This window comes from Bradyrhizobium sp. LVM 105, assembly GCF_003957705.1.
Taxonomy (GTDB): domain Bacteria; phylum Pseudomonadota; class Alphaproteobacteria; order Rhizobiales; family Xanthobacteraceae; genus Bradyrhizobium; species Bradyrhizobium frederickii.
Window position 1 is genome coordinate 670,437 of record NZ_QZMV01000002.1, and the last position, 24,659, is coordinate 695,095.

Sequence of the window (24,659 nt, forward strand, 5' to 3'; positions counted from 1 at the left end):
TCCCGCGGCCGTCGTCCGCGGGATCGCACTCTCGGAAGCTCATTTGCCGAGGCTCATTTGAGCATCTCCGGCACGATCAGACGCGGCAGGAACAGCGACACGCTCGGCCAGACGATGACGGCCGCGAGCACCAGCAGCATCGGGATCAGCATGATCACTGTGTCCTTCAGCGCATAGCGCAGCCGTACGCCCGCGATCGAACAGGCGATCATCAGACACAGGCCATAGGGTGGCGTCACCAGTCCGAAGGCCAGCGACACGATGGAAATGATCGCGAACTGGACCGGATGGAGATCGACCGACTTGGCGAGCGGCTCCAGCACTGTGCCGACGATGATGATGGCCGGGATGGCGTCGAGGAAGCAGCCCACCACCAGGAAGCAGAAGGAAATGAAGAAGCCGGCTGCAACGGCGCCCATGCCCCATGTCGAGACGTTGGCCAGCAGCTCCTGCGGGATCTTGTAATAGGCGAGCAGCCAGCCGAACGCACTCGCGGTGCCGACACAAAACAGCGCCACGCCGGCAAGCCTCCCGGTGTCGAGCAAGGCCCTGTACAACTCGCGGATCCCCGTCTCACGGTAAAAGAACGCCGAGAGCACCACGGAATAGAGCACGGCGACGCAGGCCGACTCGGTCGCGGTGAACCAGCCGAGCAGAATACCTCCGACGACGATGAACGGCGTCATCAGCGCCGGTATCGACCGCCAGACAGCGGATCCCATCTCGACCCAGGTCGATTTCGGATAGGTGGGGTAGCCCCGGCGCACGGCATAGATGTGCACCGTCACCATCTGCGCGCCAGCGATCAGCAGGCCCGGAACGATGCCGGCCAGATACATCGCCGCAATCGAGGTCGAGATCAGCCCACCCCACACGATCATGAGGATCGACGGCGGAATGATGACTGCAAGCACCGCCGAGACCGCGGTGATGGCGATGGAGAACGAAAGGTCGTAGCCCTCCTTGTTCTGCGCATCGATGAATATCTTGGACTGGCTCGCCGCATCGGCCGTCGAGGAGCCCGATATACCGGCAAAGAACACCGACAGCACGACGTTGATCTGTGCCAGCGATCCCGGCCAGTGCCCGACCATCGAGCGCGACAACGTCACCAGGCGGTCGGTGATGCCACCGATGCTCATCAGGTTCGCCGTCAGCAGGAAGAACGGCACCGCCAGCAGGATGAATGAATTGTAGGCATTGAAGGTTTCCTGCGCGAGCGTCATCAAGGATAGATGCGGCTCGATCAGCAGGATCGGCACGCAGGCAAGGCCGAGCGCGAAAGCGACCGGCACGCGCACGATGAGCAGGCCGACGAAGACCCCGAACAGCACCATCGCGGCCTGTCCGGCGGAGAGTACATTGCCGCTCATTGCCTTGCCCCGACCACAACACGCATTTCATCGATGATCTGTTCGCCCGCGAAGACGATCCACGTTACGCCGGCAACAGGCCAGGCCACGTGAATCAGCCAAAGCGGCAGATCCGCTAGCTCCGACGTTCTGTTCCAGGCAAAGCGGGTGAACTCGAGGCCCGCCGTTACGAACACCAGCGCCAGCGCCAATATGCCGAGACGCGCCAGTATCCGCACTGCGGCTTCCGACCGCCGCGACAGGTCGGGCCACACGTCAACCTCGAAATGCTGCGCTTCGCGCACGCCGACCATCGCACCGATCATGATCGTCCAGATGAACATGAAGCGCGCCATTTCCTCGGTCCAGATGTAGGACGGAATGAACGGCGTGTAGCGTGAGATGATTTGCAGCGTGACCGGAATAACGAGGATGCCGACGCAGGCGGCCAGCAGGAATTCCAGCAATTTGGCATAGGCCGCCGTGACGCGGCGCCACAGCGACGGTGTGGACGGGACGGGCATTTCAGGCATTGGGACTCCCAGCGGCAGAACATCCGCCACATCCGGGCAGGAAGCGGGGCCTGCCCGGGGCTGCTGTCGGCGGACGCAAAGACCTCAGACGGCGTTGATCTTCTCGAAAATGCCTTCCGCGCCGATTTCCTTGGCGTAGGTGGCCATCACGGGGTCGGCGAGTTTCTTCATGGCGTCCCGCTCCTCGAAGGGGACGCGCTTGAGCTTGCCGGCCTTCTCGAGCGTGTCGAGCTTGACGACCTCCTCGCTCGACTCGAGCTGACGGCCGTAATCGCCGGCCTCCTTGCCGGCCTTCATGATCGCGTCCTGCAGATCCTTCGGCAAGGTCTTCAGCGTCTTTACCGAGAAGCAGATCGGCCGGATCGACACCGCGTGCTGGGTGAGGTTGAGATGCGGGGCCACTTCGTAGAACTTCATGGCCTCGACGCCGGCCGCCTCGTTTTCGCCGGCCGAGATCACACCGTTCTGGATCGCGTTGTAGATCTCGTTATAGGCGATCACCGTCGGGCTCATGCCGACCGCCGCGAAGGTCTTCGACCAGATCGGTGCACCCTGCACGCGGACCTTGAGCCCCTTGAGGTCGGCAAGGTTCTTGAGCGGCTTGTTGGCGAAGATGTTGCGGATGCCGCCGCCAGCGTAACCGATGAGAACGACCTCGGCTTTCGCCGCGACCTCGTCGGCGACCGGCGCCAGGATATTGGCTTCGACCACCTTGTTCATGTGCTCGATGCCCTTGAACACGAAGGGCGCGTCGATGAACGGGGCCGCCTTGGCGAAGGTCGACATGTGCGCCGGCGAAACGATGCCGTAATCCACCGCCTTGCCCTGCGACATGTACTCGAAATACTGCTTCTCGAGGCCGAGGGAAGAGTTCCTGTGCAGGGTGAAATTGACGGGCTTGCCGTAATACTTCTTCACCAGCTCCTCGAACCGGAGCAGAGCCCGGTTGAAGGCGTGGTCGTCGTTGAACTGCACGGCGCCGTTCAGCGTGATCGGCGTTTGCGCCCTGAGGATCGACGGCAAGCCAATCGTAGCCGCCGCAGTGGTCGCGCCGATACCCGCGAGAAATGACCTTCGCCTCATCGTCTCCCCTCCCTTTGATGCTCCGACCCTGTCGCCGGGCCGTGAGTGCAGCCGGTATGCGGCTTGCGAGAGGAAGCGTATGAAAAACCTCGGCGGGACGGAAGTCATTTCGCCTGCGCTGGGGGTACTCCTTCGTCGCAGGGCTCCCCGCCACGACCTGCTGCACTGCAACTCGCGCCTCTGCGGGCACGCGGCCTGGTGCATATGGCCGATCAGATCAATGCCGCCGGATGTGAAAATCGTGGCGCCGCGCAAGTCGCGCCCGTATGGTCCTCCCAAAATCATAATCCGGCGCCGCTGCGCTGGAACCGGGACGCCCGCGCTTGTCAAAGCTTACCCTGCCGGTCCGGCTCGCTCTTCTGGTCACGGGAACGATGTTGCCGCTGATCGTCTTTGCGGTCGGTATTGCCGTTTATAATTACAAGCAGGACCGCAGCGACGCGACGCGCCGGGTGGTGGCGAACGTGCGCAGCATGCGCCTCGTCCTGGACTCCGAGGTTCAGCGCATGACCGGCGGCCTGCAGGTGCTCGCGTTGACCAATTCCCTGCGCCACGACGATTTCCAGACCTTCCGCCGCATCGCGCTCGGTTTCGTCGAGCAATATGGCAAGGGCGGTCTGGTGCTGATCTCCGACCGCAAGGGCCGGCTGTTGTTTTCCTCCGCGACGGAGGACACCGCAAGCCTGCCGCCGCGCAGCCATCTCGAGACGATCGAGAGAGTGTTTACAAACAGGTCGCCCCAATATTCCGACCTGTTCATCAGCGCGATCAACGGGCGGCAGGTGCTCACCGTCGAGGTTCCGGTGTTCCGCGACGGCGAGGTGATCTACGACCTCTGCTTCAGCCCGCCGATCGGCATCTTCCAGGAGCTGGTGGAAAAGCAACGGCCCGACCAGCTCTGGACCGTATCCCTGCTCGACACCAAGGGCATCGTCTTCGCGCGCGCACCGAACCCGAGCGAGACGGTCGGCAAGCAGGCTTCCGGGGCGCTCTACGATGCGATGTCCCGCACCTCGGAGGCCGCCCTTTCGACCGTCTCGCTCGACGGGGTGGCGCTATCCTCTGCCTTTACCAAGTCGCCCCTGACCGGCTGGACCGTCGTGGCAGGCGTCGCCGAGAGCTCGCTGATCGCGCCGCTCTGGCGCAACATCGCGATCACCAGCCTGATCGGCGGCATCCTGCTGCTGACCGGCCTGACCTTCGCCGTCAGGATGGCGACCACGATCGCACGCGGCGAGATGCTGCACGATCTGTTGATCGACGAGCTCAACCATCGCGTCAAGAACACGCTGGCCTTGATGCAGGCGATCGCGGTGCAGACCTTCCGCAGCGCCAGCCGGGACGAGCGGATCAAGTTCGAGGGCCGGCTCGGCGCGCTGGCCGAAGCGCACAACCTGCTGAGCCAGGAGAAATGGGCGGGCTCCGAGCTCCGCGACGTGATCGCCCGCGCGCTTCAGCCGTTCCTGCTGAGCAGCCCCGACCGCATCCGCATGGCCGGTCCCGCCGTGCCGTTGTCGCCGCGGCTTGCCGTGGTGCTGTCGATGATCGTGCACGAGATCGCCACCAACGCCGCGAAGTATGGAGCGCTGTCCAACGAAACCGGGCGGGTGACGCTGGACTGGGAGGTCGTCACCGATGCGCCGAAGCCGCGGCTCCGGCTGATCTGGACCGAGATCGGCGGACCGCCGGTGACGGCGCCGGTGCGGCGCGGCTTCGGCTCGCGCCTGATCGAGCGCAGCGCCCGCGACCAGCTCGACGGCGAAGCAACCGTCGACTTCCTGCCGCGCGGCGTGGTCTGCACGGTGGTCTGCACGCTGGACGAGGCACGGTGAACGAAAGGACATCGCCGAACGTCCCAAGCGCGATGAGACTGAAACAAATCGTCATCGCGCTTGAGCTCATCGTTCGGGCATTCCGGAGAAATCGCTTCACGCGTTCCGGATCACGTTCTACACGGTCGAGATGCCGTCGATCGGGCTGATATCACCGACGAAGCGCAGCAGGTCGGCCATCGTGAACTCGCCCGGCACTTGCGATGGAAGCGTCGGCTTCCAGCTCTTGGCCTTGAGCCAGAGGTACGATTGGTGATCGCCATGGACGAGGCCGACAAAGACCTCGGCAAGCAGCGTCGCCCCGACCGGTCCGAGCCTTTCGCCGCCGCCCCGCTGCTCCGCTTCCTTGAGGATGTAGTACCAGAGCGGGGTGTGCTCGTGCAAACCATGCTTCTTCGCCACGGCACCGTCGGTCCCCTTGGAGATCTCGGCCGGGGTCAGAGGATTTTTGATCTTCATGGCCTTGGCGACGTCCTGTCCGGACGGCAATCCCAACAGCACGCCGCGCTTGAGGTTGCGGAACGGCAGGCTGCCGCCATCGCCCGGCAAGGTGTGGAGCTGCGGCACGACGAACGGATCGATCTTGCGCGACGGATTGAACCCCACGCCCGGAGGATTGTTCGGCAGGATCTGGTAGAAGCGCCGCCAGTCGATGATCCAGTTGCTTGAGAGCACCGGAAGCGGGAGCGGTGGCTGGATCGGATTAGGCGCGAGATCGCCGATGATTCCGCCCGAGAGCCCGGTAAACCTGAACAGCAGGTCGAGCGTCGCTGGAGCGAGGCCGCCCGGCGTGAAGATCCGGTTGTGGCTATAGACCTGGCGAACCATGCTGTGGCCGAGACGGTAGACCGCCGCGGAAAACTCGACGGGCATGTAGGGTGTCTTCTTGAAGCGGTAGAAGCGCCGCCCCTGCTCGAGAATCTTCGCGACGATCCCCTTTTCGGTGATCCGCTCCACGAAATCGTGCAGAACCATCCACTGATAGTGCCAGGTCACGATCCGGCGCGCTTCCTCGAAGATCTCGCCCTGCGGCTTGCCCGACGCCGCGAGCTGGTCGCAGACCTTGTTGTGAAACTTCAGCATCGCAAGATGGGTTTGCGCGACCAGCAAATTCTCGTCGTTACGATGATCGCCGATGAGGGCAAACCCCTCGGGATTGCGCGGTAGGTCGTTGCGATGGTCCCCGGTGATGTCATCGACGTTGACGGTCTTGCCGATCAGGAGCTTGGGACCCGGAGTCTTGCCGGTGTCGCTAGCCGAATTGCGCGCGTACAAATGGCGGCTTCCGTCCGGCCCGAGACCGTAGACGCTGTCGAGGTCGAGGGCGGGCGTGCGAAAATTCGTGACCGCCGTCGGATCGGCTTCCTTCTCGCCAAAGGAGGTCAGGTCGAGCGTGATGTCGTGGTCGACGAATTGGCCGAGATAGGTGAAGCCGGCCGGTACGTTGGCATTGTTTCCCGCGGGATCGCCCGGGTTGGGGTCCTTCATCGCATCGGCGAGTTCATGGAGCGGACCGTCGTCGACGGCCAGCGGCTCCAGGGTCGGAAACATCCGACCAAACATGCCCGGGTCATCGTGCCCGGAAAGCGTATCGAGGAATTGTCGTGTCGGCTGACGTCCGGCCTTGCCGTGACCGGGATGAACGTTGACCTCGGTTCCCATCGCTTGCTCCTACCTTAAAATGCTGCGGGGAGAGGGGCGACGAAGTTGTCGATTGGGTTGAAATTCCCGTTTCAGTATAGGCTTTTGAAAATTGCCCCTCAGGGTGCAGTACAAGGAAATATTACCACAGATTGCATTTCATGGGTGAGTCCTACCGGCGAGGCTATTTGCCCCACTGACGACACAGGCTTTTGATCGCCCGAAGCTCGAGCAAGTGAGACTAAGGCGCGACGCACGATGCGCGGCGATCTCGTCGCGCTTCAGCGTTTCGCGGCGAACCGCGCCCAGATCTCGGTGTCGGTGTAGAAGTCGACGCCGCCATCTAGATCTCGCACCAGCCACTCGCCGAGATAGACGATCTGGGTGCCGCTACGCCGCTCGTGCCGAAGCTCGAATTTTCCCTCGGCATCCTTCTGAAGCGAGCAACTCGACTGAACCCAGCTCGGCCACTCCTGCAAGGGCTGTCCCACGAACTGCCAGGCCACCAGGGCCACGTTGCCCGATATGGGCTCTAGGCGCACCGTCTTGGTCACGTGATCTCCCACCATGCGGCTGTCCCTGCTCCAACGCCTCGGGATCGGAAAGGTTTGGGGAGCCTGCCGCTCTCAGGCAGCATGCCTGACGGTTCTCAGCGGTTCCATCCGTGAAAACCCGGTTCCCATGGGAGCTAGCCGATCGTCTGCAGCGCTGGAAAGGTCTCCAGCAGCCAGATGCTCACATTCGAGACCGCGCCGGTGAGAAAGCCGATGCCGGTGATCACCATCAGGACACCCATGGCGCGCTCGACATTGACGAGATGGCCCTTCATGCGCGCGAACAGCGCCGAGAACTGCTCGATCATCAGGGCGGCGATCAGGAAGGGAATGCCGAGGCCCGCGGAATAGACCGCGAGCAGGCCCGCGCCCTTCGTCACCGTGGTTTCAGCCGCAGCGATCGACAGAATCGCGGCGAGGATCGGGCCGATACAGGGCGTCCAGCCGAAGGCGAACGCGAGCCCCATGATATAGGCGCCCCACAGGCCGACCGGCTTCGGGATCGGCAGCCGTCCCTCGCGCATCAACAGGCCGATGCGCGTCAGCCCGAGGAAGTGAAGGCCCATGACGATGATGACGATGCCGGCGAGGATCGACAGCTCCGCCGACCAGGCCCGGATCAGCCCGCCGATCAGCGAGGCGCTGGCGCCGAGCGCGACGAACACCGTGGAGAAGCCCAGCACGAACAGCAGCGCCGACATCAGGATTGCGCGCTTGGAGGCCGAGGGCGGCTCGTCGCTCTCGACGTGCTCGATCGTGGCGCCGGTGAGGTAGATCAGATAGGGCGGGACCAGCGGCAGGACGCAAGGCGAAAGGAAGCTGACGAGGCCGGCAATCAGCGCCGCCGGGATCGAAACATTTTGCATGATGCCGTCTGAGCCATCTCAGGTACCGGTACGGCGCGCGGGAAATGCGCCCGGCCGGAGCCGAACCGGCTCTGGTGTAGCCGATGCCGGAGAATGCGCAACAGAGGCGCACGAAACCAGGGCTCCTCTCGATGCCGTCTGCGATCACAGGTGCGGCATCGAGACGCGCACAAATCTCGCCAAAAAGCGAGGTTCGGCGGCGCGGCTACTTCACCACGCGGAGCAGCGGACGCCGGGGCTGGTCCTGCGTCTGCTTGGAAGGGGGCGGCGGCGCGCTCGCAGCGCTCCGCAGCATTTCGTCGCACAATGCCTTGAGATCGGCACTGTCTATTCCTTTGAGCTTCATCCTGACGTCGAGGATGACTATGGACAGCAGATCGGCCGACTCCCGGCTGTTGCACGCATTGAGAACCTTGCGGCACTCCTCGAGCGTTTCCAGCACCGACTGCAACTGTTCGTCTGAATGCGACACCGGCGTTCTTTCCGTTAATTCGGCCTGCGAGACGTGATTGTGACGACCCCCTCGGCACCCCTGGAATACCGAGGATAGCATGAGGCCACCGCGCCTCTGAACCTGATTTCGGTGGGTTTCTGTCGCGGAACTGCGGCTCCGGCCACCATCGCCGCGTCGCGCTGTTGACGATGCGCGAGGCAGTTCGGAAGCGAACGCTTGGCGCGCTGCAATTGATCCACTGAAGGAAACGACGCCGGCTTGCGCGCAAAGACAGTCATTGCGGACTGCGCCTGCAATCCCGCAGCCCTTTCACGGCTTGCAACGGAACTCACGCCACACCCCTTATGCGGGCGACAAATCCACCCAAATTCCCAGCCCATGCCAGCATCTAAATACCACCCCACTAGATAGTAAGGATGACAGTTCAAAACTCATCATCCCCAACCCGCAGTGGTTGTGGTTTGCGCTGGATTCTGCCAGTTTAGCAGTCCGAAAGGACTTGTATGCACTCCTTGGCGGAAAGGGGCGTTCCTCTGACGGAACGCCAAAAGACAAATCTCAGCGGCCTCTCGGATTGGGATGCGGCCCGCATATTTCTTGAAGTCGTCCGATGCGGAAGCTTCCGGTCGGCGGCCGAACGCCTGTCGTTGTCGATCAACGCCGTGCGCCGGCGCATCGACGATTTCGAACGCCAGACCGGCACCACGCTATTCACCCGCGACGTCCACGGCACCCATCTGACCGATGAAGGCGCGCTGGTGGTGTCCGCCGTCGAGCGCATGGAGGCTGCCACCTTCGACGTGCTGCGGGCCAGCGATTCGATGGCCAACGCGCTGTCCGGCGAGGTCCGGGTCGCCGTCACCGAGGGGCTCGGCACGTTCTGGCTCGCCCCGCGCCTGGTTGAGTTCCAGCAGGCCTATCCGAAGATCCTGGTCGACCTGCATTGCGCGATGCGCTCGGCCGATGTCTCGCGCCACGAGGCAGACGTCGCCATCCATCTGTCGCGTCCCTCGGCCCTCGACATCAAGCTGGTGCGGCTCGGCCGCATGCACCTGATGTTCTGGGCCTCCGAGAAATACATCGCAAAACATGGCGCGCCGCGTACGGCCGCGGAATTGATCAAGCATCGCCTGGTGCTGCAATTCGCCGATCAGCTCGCCGCCAAGGAATCTTTCGAGAGCTTCTTCCCGGGCGTTTCGGAACGGGACCTTCTGGTCATGAAGACCAATGTCTCGAGCGCCAACTATTGGGCGGTCGCGAATGGCGCCGGCATCGGCGTCTTCCCCAGCTACGCCATTGCGCTTGGGGGGAAGTTGATTCCACTGGAGGTCGAGCTGAACCGGCCGCTGGATATCTGGCTGTCCTACCATCCCGGTAGCGGCCGTATTCCGCGCGTGCGGCACATGATCGACTGGCTGATCGAAGCTTTCAGTCCAGCTCGTTTCCCGTGGTTTAAGGAAGAGTTCGTGCACCCGCATGAATTCAAGGACTCGTATATGGGCGAACCCCTGACCCAGCTCTTCGGGGGATTTTCTACCGAAGAACAAAGGTGAGAACGAACATGAAAGCAGCGGCAAAGAGGATGAAGCAGCGTAGTGCCGGCAAGCCGGATATCGAGCTTGGCAAGCGGATCCGCCTGCGGCGCGTCGAGATGAAGATCTCGCAGGCCGAGCTCGGCGAGAAGCTCGGCGTCAGCTTCCAGCAAGTGCAGAAGTACGAGAAGGGCGTCAATCGCGTGGGCGCGGCTCGGCTTCAGCAGATCGCCTCCGCGCTCGACGTACCGGTGACCTTCTTCTACGACGGCGACAACAAGGCGCGCGAAGTCGAGAGCCTGCTCTTCCTCGATTCGGCCTTCAGCCTTCGCCTGCTGCGCGCCTACAGCAAGATCAAGGACCAGACGGTGCAGCGTCAGCTCGTCTCGTTGATGGAATCGATCGCAGCGAACGAAAGCTGAGATCGACCGACGATCTGCCTTTACGGCCGATCTTCAATCCGCCGCGCCAGGGGGCGCGGCCGGATTGAACGAGACCCGGATCGCATGTCCTTGCGTCCGTCTTGGCCCGCGCGCTCTCCGCGTGCGGCCTTCGCTTCTCGGGGCGGCCTGACCGCCTCTTTTTGTTGTCGATTTCCCTGTCGCTCGTCCTGTCTTGCGAACGCAGCGGCACCGCCGTCATGCAATGGCGGCACAGGCGGATGCAAGCTGCCTCGCCTGTTGCCGTTGACCGCGGCGGTGCCGCCGCAGCACATTGCATCTTGTCAATGACAAGCGAGCGCGCGATGCCCGACACTTCCAGTGAGAAATCCTACGCCGACGGCAAGATCCTCAAGCACGTCACTGACGGCGTCGGCGTGATCACCTTCAACAATCCCGACAAGCGCAACGCGATGTCGCTGGAGATGTGGGAGGGATTTGGCGGGGCGCTGACGGCCTTGCGCGACGACGAGACGGTGCGCGTCGTGATCCTGCGCGGTGCCGGCGGCCAGGCTTTCGTCTCCGGCGCCGACATCAGCCAGTTCGAGAAGACCCGCCATAACGCGGCGGCGTCCGAGGAATACGCCAAGCGCAGCGCGGCCCAGCGCGCCCTGCTCGCCGACTTTCCCAAGCCGACCATCGCCTGCATCGAGGGCTTCTGTCTCGGCGGCGGCATGCAGATCGCGATGCTCGCCGATATCCGCCTCGCCGCACACGGCAGCCAGTTCGGCATTCCCGCAGCCCGGCTCGGCATCGCCTATGGTTATGACGGCTTGAAGCACCTGGTGTCGCTGGTCGGCCCGTCCTGGGCCCGGCTGCTGATGTATACGGGCATGCGCATCGAGTCCGCGGAGGCGCTGCGTATCGGCCTCGTCGAGCGCTTGTTCCCGATCGATGAGCTGTGGGGTGAGACGATGACGATCGCGCAGGCCATCTCCGAGAACGCCCCGCTCGCGATCAAGGCCGCGAAGATCACGATCGCGCAGGTGCTGAAGGACGAAAGCCAGCGCGACATGGACGCCATCAAGGCGATCGGCCATGCCTGCATGGACAGCGCCGATTTCCGCGAGGGCCGGCAGGCCTTCATGGAGAAGCGCAAGCCCAAGTTCCAGGGCAAATAGCCGAACCTCTGTCCAGGAAGATTAAATTCCTCGTGCAGCTTGCTGCGGGCCCGCGGGCCCCTTTTCTTTCGATCAACTCGAGCCGCAGTGGCGGCGGTCTGCTCTTGCATCTTCGATGCAATCCGACCTCTCCCCGCAAGCGGAGAGAGGTGAAACGCGCAGACTACAGCGCCGCGAGCACCGCCTTGGTGATGTCGGCCGTGCCGTTGCTGCCGCCAAACTCCATCGGCTTGATGCCGCCGGCATAGATCTTGTCCACCGCCCGCTCGATCGTCTCGCCCGCTTCCGCGGCGCTCTCGACGCCGTGCCTGTCCGCCAGCCAGTCCAGCATCATCGCCGCCGACAGGATCATGCCGGTGGGATTTGCCTTGCCCTGCCCCATGATGTCGGGCGCGGTGCCATGGCACGGCTGGAACACGGCGTACTTGTCGCCGATGTCAGCCGAGGGCGCCATGCCGAGGCCGCCGATCAAGCTCGCCGTGATGTCGGAGACGATGTCGCCGAACATGTTCTCCATCACCATCACGTCGAAATCCCAGGGGCGCTTCACCAGCATCGCCGAGCAGGCATCGACATAGAGCCGGTCGGTCTTCACGTCAGGATGCTTTTTCTCGATCTCGTCGAAGATGCCGCGGAAGAATGCAAACGCCTTGAACACGTTCGCCTTGTCGACGCAGGTCAGCATCCCCGGCTTGCCGCGCGCCTTGCGCCGCTCGGCCAGGCGAAACGAAAACTCGAACAGACGCTCGGAGGTCCGACGCGTGATCACCATGGTCTCGCGCGCGTCCTCGTGGGTGACGACGCCCTTGCCCATCGACGCGAACAGCCCTTCCGTGGATTCGCGAATCACGACGAGATCGATGCCGCGCTGGTCGGCACCGACGATCGGGCTAGGCACGCCGGGAATGAGGCGCGCGGGCCGCACGCCGGCATAGAGATCGAAGATGAAGCGCAGCTCGATCTGCGGCGCGATCTCGGTATTGTCGGGGTAGCGCACCGACGGCAGGCCGCAGGCGCCGAGCAGGATCGCATCGGCCTCCTCGCACAGCTTGATCGTCGAATCCGGCATCGACTTGCCGGTCGCGAGATAATTGGTCGCCCCTGCCGGTGCCTCGGTGAAACGGAAGCCGAGGCCTGATTTCTCGCCGACCTTGCGCAGCACCTCGAGTGCGGGCGCCATGACTTCGGGACCGATGCCGTCCCCAGCGAGCACGGCAATGTGGAAGGCGTTATTTGCGGACATGGGGGTTCCTGTAGGGATGCGTCATCCCGGGGCGGTCCGCAGGACCGAACCCGGGATCTCGAGATTCCGGGTTCGGTCCTTACGGACCGCCCCGGAATGACAGAGGGATTACGGCGTCAGCACCGTGCGCCCGACCACCGCGCCCTGCTGCAATTGCAGCAGCGCGTCATTGGCCTTGGCGAGCGGGGCCGTCGTCACGGGGATCGGCGGCACCTTCTTGGTGCGCACGAGCTCAAGCAGCTCCTGCGTCTCGCGCAAGTTTCCGACATAGCTGCCCTGGATCGTGATCGCCTTGATCGGAATCAGCGGCAGTGCCCAGGTCGCGCCGCCGCCGAACAGACCGACGATGACGAGCTTGCCACCCTTGGTCAGGCAGTCGAAGCCGAGCTGCGTCGTCGCTGCGTTGCCGACAAGGTCGATCACGGCGCGGATCGGCCCGCCCGCCTTCCTGGCAAGCTGTTCCAGCGCATCCGGTGCCTTGGGGTCGACGGTGGCGAGCGCGCCGGCCTTCTCCGCCGCCTCGCGCTTCCTGGCGTCGATATCGACCATGATCGCGCCCTTGCCGCCCATCGCCTTCAACAGGGACAGCGCCATCAGGCCGAGACCGCCCGCGCCGAACATCACGATCGGCGTGTCGAAATGCTGCTCGACCTTCTTCAGCGCGCTGTAGGTGGTGACGCCCGAGCAGGCATAGGGCGCGGTCGTCGCCGGGTCGAGCCCTCTCAGATTGAGCAGATAGCGCGGGTGCGGCACCAGCATGTGATCGGAATAGCCGCCGTCGCAATAGACGCCGAGCGAGCGCGGCGTCAGGCACATGTTCTCGTCACCGGCAAGGCAGGTGGCACACTTGCCGCAGCCGATCCAGGGATAGACCAGCCCGACATCGCCGATCTTCAGCTCGCCCTGGTCGGTCGGCTTCACGTCGGGGCCGAACGCCAGGATTTCACCGACGGTCTCGTGGCCCATGGTCAGCGGCAGGCTGATGCCGCGGTCCTTCAGCGAGAGCGGCTTGCGGCCGTGGCCGAGATCGTAACCGCCCTCCCAGATGTGGAGATCGCTGTGGCAGACGCCGGCGGCCTTCACCTTGATCAGCACCTGCGTGCCCGACGGCTGCGGCGTCGCCTCGTCGAACTCCTGCAGCGGCGCCTTGAAATCGGCAACCTTGAAACTCTTCATCGGCGTCCTCCCGCATGCTTCTTGTCGCCGCGCCACCATGCCATGGCCGGCAAGGCGAGACAAACCGGTCTTAGTTCAGGCCAGCGGATGATGGCAAGCCGCGAACTGGCCGGGTGCGACTTGACGCAACTCCGGTATCTCCGCGCTGCATCGCTGATCGGCCCGCGGGCAGCGGGTGCGGAAGCGGCAGCCGGACGGCGGTGCAATCGGCGATGGCGGCTCGCCGCCCGCTACACTCTCGGCGGGACGAACGTCCGGATCGGGCACCGGAATCGCCTGCAACAACAGCTCCGTATAGGGATGCGCCGGCCGCGCGAACAATTGCTCGGAGGGGCCGACCTCGCAAAGCCGGCCGAGATACATCACCGCGACGCGGTCGCTGACCGCTTTGACCACCGCAAGATCATGCGCAATGAACAGCAGCGTCAGGCCGAAGCGCGCCTTCATCTCCTCGAGCAGGTTGAGGATTTGCGCGCGAATGGAGACGTCGAGCGCCGAGACCGGTTCGTCGCAGACGATGAACTCGGGATTGAGCACGAGCGACCGTGCGATGCAGATGCGCTGGCACTGCCCGCCGGAGAACTCATGCGGCAATCGCCCTGCGACGAGGTCGGGATCAAGCCCGACCGCCGACAGCACCTCATGGACGCGGCGCTTGCGCTCGGCCGCATCCTTGACGCCGGCGATGATCAGCGGCTCGGCCACGATGTCGCCGATGCGACGGCGCGGGTTGAGGGACGCGATCGGATCCTGGAAGATCAGCTGCACCCGGCGGCGCATCCTGCGCAGCGCCTCGCCCTCCATCGCGGTGAGATCCTCGCCGTCGAACAGCACGCGGCCGGATTTGGCCCGGCGCAATTGCAGCACCGCCCGCCCCAGCGTCGACTTGCCGCAGCCGGATTCGCCGACCAGCCCCAGCGTCTCGCCGCGCGCGACCTGAAAACTGACGCCGGAGACGGCATGCACCGTCTTGTTGCCGAAGCCATATTCGACGACGAGACTGTCGACGTTCAGAAGCGGCTCGGCGCGCACGGCAAGCTGCATCATGCGCCAACTCCCTCCGCCATCTGGATCGGGTGGAAGCACGCATAGAGATGATCAGGCATCTCGGCGCTCGTCAGTGCCGGCTTGGCCTCACGACAGCGGCTGGTGGCATAACGGCAGCGCGGCGCGAAGGAGCAGCCACGCAGCGGCCGCGTCGGATCGGGCGGACGGCCGGAGATGGCCGGCAGCGGCGCATGCGGCGCGGCATCTAGCTTGGGAATCGCTGCCAGCAACGCCTCCGTGTAGGGCATGTGCATGCGCTTGAACAACGCCGAGGTCGGCGCGCGCTCCACCACCCTGCCCGCATACATCACCGCGACCTCGTCGGCACGGCCGGCGACGACGCCGAGATCGTGGGTGATGATGATCATCGCCATGTGACGGCGGCGTTGTTCGCGCGCGAGCAGATCGAGGATCTGCGCCTGGATGGTCACGTCGAGCGCGGTCGTCGGCTCGTCCGCGATCAAGAGCTTCGGCTCGCAGGACAGCGCGATCGCAATCGCGATGCGCTGGCGCATGCCGCCGGAGCATTGATGCGGATATTGCCCGAGCCGCTGCTCCGGCGCGGGAATGCCGACGGCGGCCAGCAGCTCGATGCTGCGCTTCCGTGCCTCAGGAGCATCGAGCTCGAGATGCTCCTGGATCGTCTCCATCAACTGCGTGCCGATGGTAAGCACCGGATTGAGCGAGGTCATGGGATCCTGGAACACGACCGCGAGATCGCGGCCGCGCAGGCGCCGCAGGCTCTCCGGCGCGAGCCGCACCAGATCCTGGCCGTCGAACATCACCCGGCCCGTGAGCTTTGCCTTCTTCGGCAGCAGCTGAAGGACCGCGCGCGACAGCATGGTCTTGCCGCAACCGGATTCGCCGACGATGCCGAGCGTGCGGCCCGCCTCCAGCGACAGGTCGACATGATCCACCGCGCGCAAATTGCCGCGCGGCGTCGGCAGCTCGACCGTGACGTCCGCGATGGTCAATAGCGGGGCGCTCACAGCGCCCCCTGCCGCGGATCGGTCAGCGCCCGCAAGGTGTCGCCGACCAGATTGAAGGCCAGCACGGTCACGAAAAGTCCGGCCGCCGGCAGGAACGCCAGCCGCGGCGCGACGTCGAGGCTGTCGCGCCCCTCTCCGATCATGCTGCCCCAGCTCGCCATCGGCGGCGGCACGCCGAGGCCGAGGAAGGACAACGCCCCCTCGACCACGATGGTGACGGCGACGCCGAGCAGGAAGAAGGCGAGCAGCGGCAGGATCACGTTCGGCAACAGCTCGCGCAGCAGGATACGCGCATGGCTGGCGCCGAGCGCCTCGGCCGCGATCACGAATTCCCGCCGCGCCAGCGTCAGCGTCGCCGCCCGAGCCACGCGCATGAAGGCGGGAATGCCGAGCACGCCGAGGATCACGGTGAGGTTGGGGACGGACTGGCCGAGATAGGCGGTCACGGCAAGTGCGAAGATCAGCGGCGGAAAGGCGAGCAGCACGTCCATGCTGCCGACCACGACTGTCTCGAACCGGCCGCGGAAATAGCCGGCGAGCAGGCCGAGCGCACCGCCGATGGCAAGGCCGATCATCGGTGCGATCAGTCCGACCGTCAGCGAGGTGCGCGCGCCGAAAATCAGGCGGGCGAGCTCGTCGCGGCCGAGTCCGTCGGTGCCGAGCCAATGCTCGGAAGAGAACGCCGCGCGGCGCTCCAGCATGTCCATGTCGACAGGATTTTGCAGCGGCAGCACTGGCGCGAGGATCGCGAGCGCGAGGATGATCGCGAGCCAGGCGCTCGCGATCCAGAACAGCAGGCCGAGCTTGCGCTTGCGGCCGACCGGCACGGGCACCGCCTCGTCCTGCAGCGAGAGCTCAAGCGTGGCCATGGCGGATCCTGGGGTCGAGCACGGCGTAGAGCATGTCGACGATGAAATTCACGATGACGAAGCCGCAGGCGACCAGCAGCACCACGCCCTGGAGGATGACGAGGTCGCGGGTATAGATCGCCCCGACCAGGAGCCGGCCGATGCCGGGCAGCGCGAAGATCGATTCCACGATCAGCGTGCCGCCGAGCAGACGGCCGATATTGATGCCGGTCACGGTCACCAGGGTCAGCGATGACGGCTTCAGCGCATGTACGAACAATATACGCGCGGGCTTGAGGCCTTTTGCCTTGGCGAGCGCGATATAGTCCTCCTGCAGGGTCGCGATCATGTCGGAGCGCAGCACCCGCATGATGCCCGGCCATTCGGCAAGGGCGAGCGTCAGGGCCGGCAGCATGAAGAAGCGCAGATTGCTGAGCGGCGCCTCGGTGAACGGCACATAGCCGGTCGCCGGCAGCCAGTGCAGCTCGACCGCGAACAGATAGATCAGCAGGATCGCCACCAGGAAGGACGGCATCGACAGCATCGCGAACGCGCTGCCGGTCATGAAGCGGTCGAACGCGCCGCCGGCACGCGCGGCACAGGCGATCGCGACGGGAACGCCGATCAGGAGGCCGAGGAACTCGGCCATCAGCATCAATTGCAGCGAGACCGGAATACGCTCGGCGACCGCCTGCAACACCGTCTGCCCGGTGCGGAACGAGCGGCCGAGATCGCCCTGCAGAACCTGGCCGAGCCAGCTGAGATAACGCCACCACAGCGGCTGGTCGAGCCCCATGTCGCGGCGCAGCGCCGCAACGTTCTCCGGCGTCGCCTGATCGCCCAGGATCACGAGAGCGAGATCGCCCGGCAGCAGCGAGGCGATCAGGAACGTCAGCAGCGAGACGGCGAGCAGCACCGGCAGCATGGCAAGCAGCCGCCGAACGACGAAGTTCAGCATCGCGCCATCATTCCAGCCAGGTCCTCGAGACGTCGATCACGCCGTTGTACATCTTCGGGAAGCCCTTCAGCTTGGCGCTCGACAGCGCGTAATAGGTGTTCTGGAAGGTCCAGAACCAGATCGCCTCCTTGTTGATCAGGCGGCTGATGGCGCAGTAATCCTCGGTGCGCTGGCCGAGGTCCGCCGTGACGCGCGCGTGGTCCAGGAGCTTGTCGAGCTCGGGGTTCGAGTATCCGGCGAGCGCCAGCGGGCTGCCGCTGCGGAAATTCGCGTACATCTGCGGGTCGGGATCGGCGAGATCGACGATGCGCCACGGCGTCATCTGGAACTGGCGGGTGAAGGCGCGCGAGGGAATGGTGGCCTGATCGACCTGCTCGATCTCCATGTTGGCGCCGACGCGCTTCCAGAACTGCTGCAGCACCTGGCCGACCATGCGCCCGCGCGGCGTCGCGGTCACCAGCATCTTGAACTCGACCGGCTTGCCGTAATCCTTGATCAGCGCCTTGGCTTTCTCGACGTCGAACGGCAGCGCACCGTCGTCCTTGCATTTGACCCAGGAGCCGTCACCGTAAGGATTGCTCGCGGGCCGGCTCAGACCGTTGGTGATCGCCTGCGACATTTTCGGGCGATCGATCGCCATCACCAGCGCCTGGCGCACGCGGACGTCGTCGAACGGCGCGACCTTGGTGTTGAAGGCGTAGACCGCCGCACCCGAGCCCTTATAGGTGTGCACGGTGAGCTTGGGGTCCTTCTGCGCCTTCATGATGTTGTCGGCGTCGTTCTCGTCATCCCAGATGATGTCGGCCTCGCCCGATTGCAGCGAGGCGAAGCGCGACTGCGCGTCGGGCAGCGGCTTCAGGATGATGCGGTCGAGATAGGGACGGCTCTTGTCCCAGTAATTTGGATTCTTCTCCAGCACCATGCGGTCGCCGGCGGTCCATGACTTCAGGATGTAGGGACCGGTGCCGACGGGATTGCGATTGTAGTCGTCGCCCTTGGTCTTCCAGGCCGTCGGGGAATGCACCGCGTTGTTCTGGCTCTGGATCGTGATCACCGCCGGCAGGTTCACGGAGGGGTCGGTGAGCTTGTAGACGAGGGTGTAGTCGTCTGGCGCCAGCACTTCCTTGATATTGGTGATGTAGAAGGCGCAGCGGCACTTGTTGGCGGGATCCTTCTGCCGGTCGAAATTCTCCTTGAAGGCCTGCGCGTTGAACGGCGTGCCGTCGTGGAATTTCACGCCCTCGCGCAGCTTGAAGGTCCACGTCATGTAGTCGTCGGAATGCGTCCAGGACACCGCGAGCTTTGGCGCGGCGTCTCCCTTCTCATCCAACGTGGTGAGCGTGTCGAAAATGGCGGCGGCAGCGGTGAAGGTCGAGGTGTCGTAGACCCCGACCTTGAGCGGATCGAAGCCTGCAATCTCCAGCTCCTGGCCGACGGTGATGCTGCCGCCGGATTTCTGCGCCTGCGCAGGTCCAGTCAGCGGAAGGAGGGCAAATGCCGCGGCAAGGAATATCGGCGCGTGCTGGCGCGCCGCAGCAGCAATCTTCGTCATGGTTCCTCCCGGGATCCCTCGTCCGATGTTTCGGATCGCTGAATGACTGGAGGCGAGAGTGGCGACAAAAGCGCGCCACCGCAAGAGGAACGCGCGCGAGATCACACGCCGCATGTGCGGCGCAACGTTGCTCAGCGTGTCGCGGCTGTTTTACCTGTCGGAATTGTCGCATCGTCGGCGAGGCCGATCTCCTCGCGCAGCGCATCGGTATGCTCGCCGAGCACGGCCATCGTCCTGGCGGGCGCGGTGTCGGCGCCCGACATCCGGAACGGCAGGTTGAGCACTTTGAAGGCGCCGCCCTCGTCCTGCACGGACGTGAGCGCCTGCCGGTGCGCGAGCTGCGGATCGGCCAGCGCCTCGGCCACGGTGCGATAGGCCGAAGCCGGCACGCCGGCGGCGCCGAGCGCAGCGAGACACGCATCGGTCGTGAGCTGCCGCGACCAGGCCTCGACCCCGTCCATCACCTCCGCCCAGTTGTCGCGACGCGCGGCATAGGTCGAGAAGCGCGGGTCGGTGATCCATTCGCCATGGCCGATCACGCCCATCAATCCCTGGAACGTCTTCTCGCTGGCGACCGTGATCATGACGTAGCCGTTTGCCGTCTCGGTCGGTCCGAACATCGGGCGCGGCGGCGGCTTCACGGCGAATTGCGCGCTCTGCAATTCGGTCAGCGTCAGCGACAGCATCGATTCCAGCATGGACACGTCGATATGCTGGCCGAGCCCGGTCACGGTCCTCTGATAGAGCGCTGACGCGATCGCGCCGAAGCCATAGGTGCCGGTGACGACGTCGGCATGATAGATGCCGCAATAATCGGGCCGATTGCGGCCGGGCTGGTAGGCCAGATGCGCCATATCGTAGCCGGAGGCGGCATGGATCACCGGCGCGTAGGCCGGCAGCTCGGCCGAAGGGCCGCTCTGGCCGTAGCCGGAGATCGAGCAATAGATCAGCCGCGGGTTGACGATGCGCAGCCTGTCGTAGTCGAGCCGCAGCCGGTGCATCACGCCGGGGCGAAAATTCTCGACCAGGATGTCCGATGTCGCGGCCAGCCGGCGGACCGCCTCCTTGCCGTCCTCCGATTTGAGGTCGAGCACCACGCTCTTCTTGCCGACATTGAGCTGGCCGAACGTGGTGCTGCAGCCCTTGCGCAGCGGCGGCCGGGTCCGCATCGTCTCGCCGCCGTCGGTCTCGATCTTGATGACCTCGGCGCCCATGTCGGCCAGCATCCGCGCGCAGTGCGGACCGGCGATGGTGGTCGAAAAATCCAGGACCCTGAGGCCGGCGAAGGCCTTTGTCGTCGTCCCCTCATGCTTATCTGCTAGTTGCATCCCCGAAGCCCCTTGGAACCTTCGATGTTCTCTCTTGTTGATGCGGCGACCCTAGAGGGCGGCGGCTGAGTAGGAAAGTCTTTACCCAACGGACGCGCCGCGTGGGCGGGCTTTAAGAATTCGTGGGCAACTGGACCCGTTCTTGCATAGCAGCAAACGGGATCGGAAGAGGGCAGCTGTTCTTGAGGGTCTTGTTCGTCACGACAGAGATGGACGACTTCGTCCGCGTCGGCGGCCTTGGCGCCGTGTCCGCTGCTCTGCCCCGCGCCCTTCGCTCCTTTGCCGATATCCGGGTCATGCTGCCCGGCTATCGCGACATCATCGAACAACTCACGCATATTCAGATCGTTGGCCGCTGCCCGGCGTTCGCGGAAATGCCCGCCTGCTCGCTCGGCCGGGCCGCGACCAAGGACGGACTGCCGGTCTACGTGCTGCTCTGCTCGCAACTGTACGACCGGCCCGGCAATCCCTATGGCGACGAGTCCGGACGCGACTGGCCGGACAACGACATCCGCTTCGCGCGCTTTGCCTCGGCCGCCGCCGAGCTGGCCATGGGCAAGCTGGACAAGAATTGGGCAGCAGACCTGATCCATGCCAATGACTGGCAGGCCTCGCTGGTGCCGGCCTATCTCGCCTGGCAGGGCGCCAAGCTGCCGTCGATCCTGACCATTCACAACCTCGCCTATCAGGGCCTCTTCCCGAAGGACGCGCTGCGGCGGATCGGCGCACCGGAGAGCTCGTTCCACATCGACGGCATCGAGTTCTACGACCAGCTCTCCTTCCTCAAGGCCGGCCTGGTCTACGCCTCGCACCTCACCACGGTCAGCGGCACCTATGCGCGCGAGATCACCACGGCCGAGTTCGGCTGCGGCCTGGAGGGCCTGCTCCGCCTGCGCTCGGACGCCGCCGAGCTCACCGGCATCCTCAACGGCATCGACGAGAGCTGGGACCCGCGCTCCTGCGCCCAGCTCGCCCAGCAGTTCGGCGCCGGCGACTGGGTCGGCAAGAGGGCCAATGCGGATTACGTCCGCAAGCAGTTCGGGCTTGCGGTCTCGCGCGGCCCGATATTCGGCATCGTCGCGCGCCTCGTGCACCAGAAGGGTATCGACCTCGTGCTGTCGGCGGCCGACGAGATCGTCGATGCCGGCGGGCAGATCGTGGTCACCGGCTCCGGCGAGCCGGCGCTCGAGCAGGCCTTGATCGACGCGCATCGCCGCCGCCCCGACGCCATCGGCGTCGCGATCGGCTTCAACGACGCCCAGGCCCGCCGCATCTTTGCGGGCAGTGATTTCACCCTGATGCCGTCGCGCTTCGAGCCGTGCGGCCTCAGCCAGATGTACGCCCAGCGCTTCGGCTCGCTGCCGATCGGGCACCAGACCGGCGGCCTCGCCGAGACCATCACCGACGGAGAGACCGGATTCCTGTTCTCGAAACCCTCGCGCGATTCCTTCCTCGGCGGCGTCCGCCGGGCCTTCTCGGCCTTCATGGCGCAGGACCAGCTCGACACCATGCGCCGCAGCGCCATGGGACGATCGTTCTCCTGGAGCATCTCGGCGGGCAGCTACAGCGCGCTGTACCGGAAGCTGGCGTCGGTGTGAGGCGCGACGGCGCTCCCACACACTCCGTCATTGCGAGCGCAGAGAAGCAATCAAGACCGTCTCCGCGGAGGCAGCCTGGATTGCTTCGTCGCAAGTGCTCCTCGCAATGACGACGCGGAGACCCGTGGCGCGCCTCACCCTCCAGTCGTGCCCCGAACGCAGCGTAGCGCGGCGCACTTGCGACGTGGTGCGCTGCTGAGCCGGGGCCCATGGCGCGTCGGAGTTCGAGGCCTCTGGGTCCCGGCTCTGCGCTGCAACGCGCTTGGCACGTTGTGGCTTGTCCGGGACACGAGAGATCGGGCCCTCACCCCTTCCCGCGCACGTCCATCTGCGGCCGTCCGATCCAGGCGCGGTTGAGGCAGCGCGTCATCCAGTCGGGCTGCGGCTCGCCGCGCAGCCGCGCCTGCGCTTCCTGGTAAGGGCCGACATAGCGCAGCCGGTCAGGCAGTCTTGGATAGACGCGCCGGATCCATCGCAGCGCATTGTCGACCGCCCTCTCGTCGTTCGCGTCGAGCGCAAAGGCGAACCCGGCGCGCAGCCGTTCCGGCAACATCCGCGCCGTCAGCGCGCGGTACCAGCGCGGCGGCCGCAGCCACGGGCGTGCGCCGGCAAAAATCTGCGCCGCGATCTCGCGTGCCGCCGGGCTCACGGTCAACGTCTCCGACTGCGCCATCGCCGCGGTGTAGGCGGTAAAGCCGGACCAGTCCGCCGGCAGATCGTCTGCCGTCAACCCGAACAAGGCACCGAACAGCCGGCTCTCGCTCCAGTAACGCTCGCGCTCTTCCGCCGAGAGAGCTGGCAGGACCAGGTCGTGCGCCATCAGCGCGGACTCCACCAGGGTCGCATGAACCCAGCGCAGCGACGGGATGTCGTTGGCGTGGTAGCGCGAACCTGCCGCAAACGGGCCGGCAGTCTCGGGCATCTCTCCGATGATCATGCTGTGGCGCCGGTGCAGCTGGCGCGACGACAGCAGCGCCCGGTCGAGCGAGCCGAACACCATGGCAAAGACGATGTCGAAGGTGCGATGGAAGCGCCCGATCGGATCGGCAAGAGTCTTCGAATGCTCGGCGATGGCGGCGGCGACCCACGGATGGGCCAGCTGCAGCAATAGCGCGCGTCCGGCGCCGAGAAAGATGACGGCCTCGCGGTCGATCCGCCAGGTCAGCGTGTCGGGACCGAACACGCCGGCCACCGGTCCCGCTGCGTTGGCGCGGACCTGATCGAGCGTTGCCTCGAGATCGTTCGCGGACACCATCTGCGCGGCCTTCGGTTGCGAGGAATGAGACGATCCGCAAGGCCTGTGGCAATTCGATGATGAAAAAGCCGTCCTACTCCGCCGCCATCGGCAGCACGTCCATATGCTCGTGCAGCACCACACCGGCGAGCGGATCGAATTCGCCGAGCCACGGCTTTCGTTCGAGCACAGACCGCGTATGCGCATAGCCGGCGTCCCAGCGCCGCATGATGCCGGACGGGCTGAAGTCGATGTCCTTGGTATGGGTCTCACGATCGAGCTGCGGCGCCAGCAGCCGCACGACATGCATCCGGGTTGGACAGCCGTAGCTGATCAATTCCCGCACTGCGGGGTCGCGGCGCTCGTTCTCGGAGAGGCGCGCGGCGAGCTGGTTGATGACGTGGCGCAGGCGGTGGGCCTGCTGCTGGCGGGCGATCTGGCTCGCGATACGACTCGAATATTGCACGTCCTTGTGCCGGTTCAGCACTTCCGCCATCGTCGTCGGCTCTGCGCCGATCGGATTCCACAGATGCACGGCGAAGATCAGCGAATTCCTGCGCGGATTGTCGTCGAACACGGCTTCGGTCGGCGTGTTCGAGAGGATGCCGCCGTCCCAATAGAGCTCGCCGTCGATGCGCACCGCCGGAAACGCCGGCGGCAGCGCGCCCGAGGCCATCACATGCTTCACGGTCAGCTCGCCGTCGCGGCTGTCGAAATAGCGCATCTGGCTGCTGCGGACATGGGCCGCGCCGACCGTCAGCCGCGGCGAGCAGCGGTTAACCAGGCCGAAGTGGACCAGCTCGAGCAGCGTCCTCTCCAGCGGAGCGGTCGAATAGAAGCCGGCGTGATCCGCTCCCAGCGGATAGGAATCACCGGCATGCGCCAGCGGATTGGGGCGAAAGAAGCCGGGAATGCCGTTGGTGACGGTCGACCAATAGGTGAGCTTCTCGTTGAAGCCGGGAAACGCGGTGCGCAGATTCCAGACCGGATTCTGCTCCATCCGCTTCCAGAACTCCTTCAAATGCGCCAGCCGCTGGCCGGGCGCGTTGCCCGCGATCAGGCTGGCATTGATGGCGCCGATCGAGGTGCCGATGATCCAGTCCGGCTCGATCCCGGCTTCATGCAGCGCCTGATATACGCCGGCCTGGTAGGACCCGAGCGCGCCGCCGCCCTGGAGCACGAGCACGACCTGCCCGGGCAGACCCAGGCCCTTCCTCTGTGTGTTGTCCTGCATGCCATTCATGTCTTGCTCCTGGTGAGCTTGCACCGATCGAATAT

General features: G+C 64.9%; 22 protein-coding genes. 5 read left to right on the plus strand and 17 right to left on the minus strand.

All coding sequences use genetic code 11. The features are described from left to right. Nucleotides 1-53: 53 nt before the first annotated feature. The 3 genes from D6B98_RS08375 to D6B98_RS08385 form a co-directional block, all read right to left on the minus strand. A complete protein-coding gene (locus D6B98_RS08375) occupies nt 54-1,373 on the minus strand; it encodes a TRAP transporter large permease (RefSeq protein ID WP_126256528.1) in 1,320 nt (439 codons plus the stop codon). Continuing rightward, nucleotides 1,370-1,885 (minus strand): TRAP transporter small permease, encoded by a 516-nt coding sequence (locus D6B98_RS08380; RefSeq protein WP_126256529.1) that lies wholly within the window; start codon nt 1,883-1,885, stop codon nt 1,370-1,372. Before D6B98_RS08380 ends, D6B98_RS08375 begins: the two co-directional genes overlap by 4 nt. Before the next feature lie 84 nt (nt 1,886-1,969). Beyond that, nucleotides 1,970-2,968, minus strand: a complete 999-nt coding sequence (locus D6B98_RS08385; RefSeq protein ID WP_126256530.1) for a TRAP transporter substrate-binding protein — start codon at nt 2,966-2,968, stop codon at nt 1,970-1,972. A gap of 374 nt (nt 2,969-3,342) precedes the next feature. Between D6B98_RS08385 and D6B98_RS08390 the strand changes: the two genes are divergently transcribed. Next, entirely contained in the window at nt 3,343-4,800 is a 1,458-nt protein-coding gene (locus tag D6B98_RS08390) for a sensor histidine kinase (protein WP_126256758.1), read from the plus strand. A gap of 117 nt (nt 4,801-4,917) precedes the next feature. Here D6B98_RS08390 and D6B98_RS08395 read toward each other — a convergent pair whose 3' ends face one another. From D6B98_RS08395 to D6B98_RS08410, 4 genes are all read right to left on the minus strand, one after another. After that, entirely contained in the window at nt 4,918-6,462 is a 1,545-nt protein-coding gene (locus D6B98_RS08395) for a peroxidase family protein (RefSeq protein WP_126256531.1), read from the minus strand. A gap of 260 nt (nt 6,463-6,722) precedes the next feature. Next, on the minus strand, nt 6,723-7,010 hold the full coding sequence (locus tag D6B98_RS08400) for a hypothetical protein (protein ID WP_245481293.1): 288 nt from the start codon (nt 7,008-7,010) through the stop codon (nt 6,723-6,725). A 119-nt stretch (nt 7,011-7,129) separates the two neighbouring features. Further along, nucleotides 7,130-7,861: a cytochrome c biogenesis CcdA family protein gene (locus tag D6B98_RS08405; RefSeq protein ID WP_126256532.1), complete on the minus strand. Its 732-nt coding sequence runs from the start codon at nt 7,859-7,861 to the stop codon at nt 7,130-7,132. A gap of 205 nt (nt 7,862-8,066) precedes the next feature. Next, nucleotides 8,067-8,333 carry a hypothetical protein gene (locus D6B98_RS08410; protein ID WP_126256533.1) on the minus strand — a complete coding sequence of 89 codons (267 nt, stop codon included), beginning with the start codon at nt 8,331-8,333 and terminating at the stop codon, nt 8,067-8,069. A 485-nt stretch (nt 8,334-8,818) separates the two neighbouring features. Here D6B98_RS08410 and D6B98_RS08420 point away from each other — a divergent pair, with 485 nt between their 5' ends. The 3 genes from D6B98_RS08420 (at nt 8,819) to D6B98_RS08430 (ending at nt 11,408) form a co-directional block, all read left to right on the plus strand. Beyond that, entirely contained in the window at nt 8,819-9,868 is a 1,050-nt protein-coding gene (locus tag D6B98_RS08420; protein WP_126256534.1) for a LysR family transcriptional regulator, read from the plus strand. A gap of 29 nt (nt 9,869-9,897) precedes the next feature. Then, complete coding sequence (locus D6B98_RS08425; RefSeq protein WP_020608151.1) at nt 9,898-10,269, plus strand: helix-turn-helix domain-containing protein; 372 nt, start codon at nt 9,898-9,900, stop codon at nt 10,267-10,269. Nucleotides 10,270-10,592: 323 nt separating this feature from the next. Beyond that, nucleotides 10,593-11,408 carry an enoyl-CoA hydratase gene (locus D6B98_RS08430; RefSeq protein ID WP_126256536.1) on the plus strand — a complete coding sequence of 272 codons (816 nt, stop codon included), beginning with the start codon at nt 10,593-10,595 and terminating at the stop codon, nt 11,406-11,408. A gap of 163 nt (nt 11,409-11,571) precedes the next feature. Here the strand turns inward: D6B98_RS08430 and D6B98_RS08435 are convergent, their stop codons facing one another. The 8 genes from D6B98_RS08435 to D6B98_RS08470 form a co-directional block, all read right to left on the minus strand. Then, complete coding sequence (locus tag D6B98_RS08435; protein WP_126256537.1) at nt 11,572-12,651, minus strand: isocitrate/isopropylmalate dehydrogenase family protein; 1,080 nt, start codon at nt 12,649-12,651, stop codon at nt 11,572-11,574. Nucleotides 12,652-12,759: 108 nt separating this feature from the next. Further along, the gene (locus D6B98_RS08440) at nt 12,760-13,827 is read right to left on the minus strand and encodes an alcohol dehydrogenase (protein ID WP_126256538.1); all 1,068 of its coding nucleotides are present in this window, start codon (nt 13,825-13,827) and stop codon (nt 12,760-12,762) included. 75 nt (nt 13,828-13,902) lie between these two features. After that, nucleotides 13,903-14,874: an ABC transporter ATP-binding protein gene (locus D6B98_RS08445; protein WP_126256539.1), complete on the minus strand. Its 972-nt coding sequence runs from the start codon at nt 14,872-14,874 to the stop codon at nt 13,903-13,905. Then, a complete protein-coding gene (locus D6B98_RS08450; protein ID WP_126256540.1) occupies nt 14,871-15,863 on the minus strand; it encodes an ABC transporter ATP-binding protein in 993 nt (330 codons plus the stop codon). Before D6B98_RS08450 ends, D6B98_RS08445 begins: the two co-directional genes overlap by 4 nt. After that, on the minus strand, nt 15,860-16,732 hold the full coding sequence (locus D6B98_RS08455; RefSeq protein ID WP_126256541.1) for an ABC transporter permease: 873 nt from the start codon (nt 16,730-16,732) through the stop codon (nt 15,860-15,862). Before D6B98_RS08455 ends, D6B98_RS08450 begins: the two co-directional genes overlap by 4 nt. Then, complete coding sequence (locus D6B98_RS08460; protein ID WP_126256542.1) at nt 16,719-17,669, minus strand: ABC transporter permease; 951 nt, start codon at nt 17,667-17,669, stop codon at nt 16,719-16,721. Before D6B98_RS08460 ends, D6B98_RS08455 begins: the two co-directional genes overlap by 14 nt. Before the next feature lie 7 nt (nt 17,670-17,676). Further along, nucleotides 17,677-19,221, minus strand: coding sequence for an ABC transporter substrate-binding protein (locus D6B98_RS08465; protein ID WP_126256543.1), 1,545 nt, complete (start codon nt 19,219-19,221; stop codon nt 17,677-17,679). Between the two features lie 131 nt (nt 19,222-19,352). Then, nucleotides 19,353-20,549, minus strand: a complete 1,197-nt coding sequence (locus D6B98_RS08470) for a CaiB/BaiF CoA transferase family protein (RefSeq protein WP_126256544.1) — start codon at nt 20,547-20,549, stop codon at nt 19,353-19,355. Nucleotides 20,550-20,731: 182 nt separating this feature from the next. Between D6B98_RS08470 and glgA the strand changes: the two genes are divergently transcribed. Continuing rightward, entirely contained in the window at nt 20,732-22,147 is a 1,416-nt protein-coding gene (gene glgA, locus D6B98_RS08475; protein WP_126256545.1) for a glycogen synthase GlgA, read from the plus strand. A gap of 304 nt (nt 22,148-22,451) precedes the next feature. Here the strand turns inward: glgA and D6B98_RS08480 are convergent, their stop codons facing one another. Together D6B98_RS08480 and D6B98_RS08485 are read right to left on the minus strand one after the other, a co-directional pair. Next, a complete protein-coding gene (locus D6B98_RS08480) occupies nt 22,452-23,402 on the minus strand; it encodes an oxygenase MpaB family protein (protein ID WP_164718470.1) in 951 nt (316 codons plus the stop codon). Between the two features lie 73 nt (nt 23,403-23,475). Beyond that, a complete protein-coding gene (locus tag D6B98_RS08485) occupies nt 23,476-24,624 on the minus strand; it encodes a patatin-like phospholipase family protein (RefSeq protein ID WP_126256546.1) in 1,149 nt (382 codons plus the stop codon). Between the last annotated feature and the right edge of the window lie 35 nt (nt 24,625-24,659).

What these genes read in the sequence shown, in the direction of transcription:
- D6B98_RS08375 (WP_126256528.1), bottom strand. Translation starts at nt 1,373, where the DNA reads ATGAGCGGCAATGTACTCTCCGCCGGACAGGCCGCGATGGTGCTGTTC.
- D6B98_RS08380 (WP_126256529.1), bottom strand. Translation starts at nt 1,885, where the DNA reads ATGCCTGAAATGCCCGTCCCGTCCACACCGTCGCTGTGGCGCCGCGTC.
- D6B98_RS08385 (WP_126256530.1), bottom strand. Translation starts at nt 2,968, where the DNA reads ATGAGGCGAAGGTCATTTCTCGCGGGTATCGGCGCGACCACTGCGGCG.
- D6B98_RS08390 (WP_126256758.1), top strand. Translation starts at nt 3,343, where the DNA reads ATGTTGCCGCTGATCGTCTTTGCGGTCGGTATTGCCGTTTATAATTAC.
- D6B98_RS08395 (WP_126256531.1), bottom strand. Translation starts at nt 6,462, where the DNA reads ATGGGAACCGAGGTCAACGTTCATCCCGGTCACGGCAAGGCCGGACGT.
- D6B98_RS08400 (WP_245481293.1), bottom strand. Translation starts at nt 7,010, where the DNA reads ATGGTGGGAGATCACGTGACCAAGACGGTGCGCCTAGAGCCCATATCG.
- D6B98_RS08405 (WP_126256532.1), bottom strand. Translation starts at nt 7,861, where the DNA reads ATGCAAAATGTTTCGATCCCGGCGGCGCTGATTGCCGGCCTCGTCAGC.
- D6B98_RS08420 (WP_126256534.1), top strand. Translation starts at nt 8,819, where the DNA reads ATGCACTCCTTGGCGGAAAGGGGCGTTCCTCTGACGGAACGCCAAAAG.
- D6B98_RS08425 (WP_020608151.1), top strand. Translation starts at nt 9,898, where the DNA reads ATGAAGCAGCGTAGTGCCGGCAAGCCGGATATCGAGCTTGGCAAGCGG.
- D6B98_RS08430 (WP_126256536.1), top strand. Translation starts at nt 10,593, where the DNA reads ATGCCCGACACTTCCAGTGAGAAATCCTACGCCGACGGCAAGATCCTC.
- D6B98_RS08435 (WP_126256537.1), bottom strand. Translation starts at nt 12,651, where the DNA reads ATGTCCGCAAATAACGCCTTCCACATTGCCGTGCTCGCTGGGGACGGC.
- D6B98_RS08440 (WP_126256538.1), bottom strand. Translation starts at nt 13,827, where the DNA reads ATGAAGAGTTTCAAGGTTGCCGATTTCAAGGCGCCGCTGCAGGAGTTC.
- D6B98_RS08445 (WP_126256539.1), bottom strand. Translation starts at nt 14,874, where the DNA reads ATGATGCAGCTTGCCGTGCGCGCCGAGCCGCTTCTGAACGTCGACAGT.
- D6B98_RS08455 (WP_126256541.1), bottom strand. Translation starts at nt 16,732, where the DNA reads ATGGCCACGCTTGAGCTCTCGCTGCAGGACGAGGCGGTGCCCGTGCCG.
- D6B98_RS08460 (WP_126256542.1), bottom strand. Translation starts at nt 17,669, where the DNA reads ATGCTGAACTTCGTCGTTCGGCGGCTGCTTGCCATGCTGCCGGTGCTG.
- D6B98_RS08465 (WP_126256543.1), bottom strand. Translation starts at nt 19,221, where the DNA reads ATGACGAAGATTGCTGCTGCGGCGCGCCAGCACGCGCCGATATTCCTT.
- D6B98_RS08470 (WP_126256544.1), bottom strand. Translation starts at nt 20,549, where the DNA reads ATGCAACTAGCAGATAAGCATGAGGGGACGACGACAAAGGCCTTCGCC.
- D6B98_RS08480 (WP_164718470.1), bottom strand. Translation starts at nt 23,402, where the DNA reads ATGGTGTCCGCGAACGATCTCGAGGCAACGCTCGATCAGGTCCGCGCC.
- D6B98_RS08485 (WP_126256546.1), bottom strand. Translation starts at nt 24,624, where the DNA reads ATGAATGGCATGCAGGACAACACACAGAGGAAGGGCCTGGGTCTGCCC.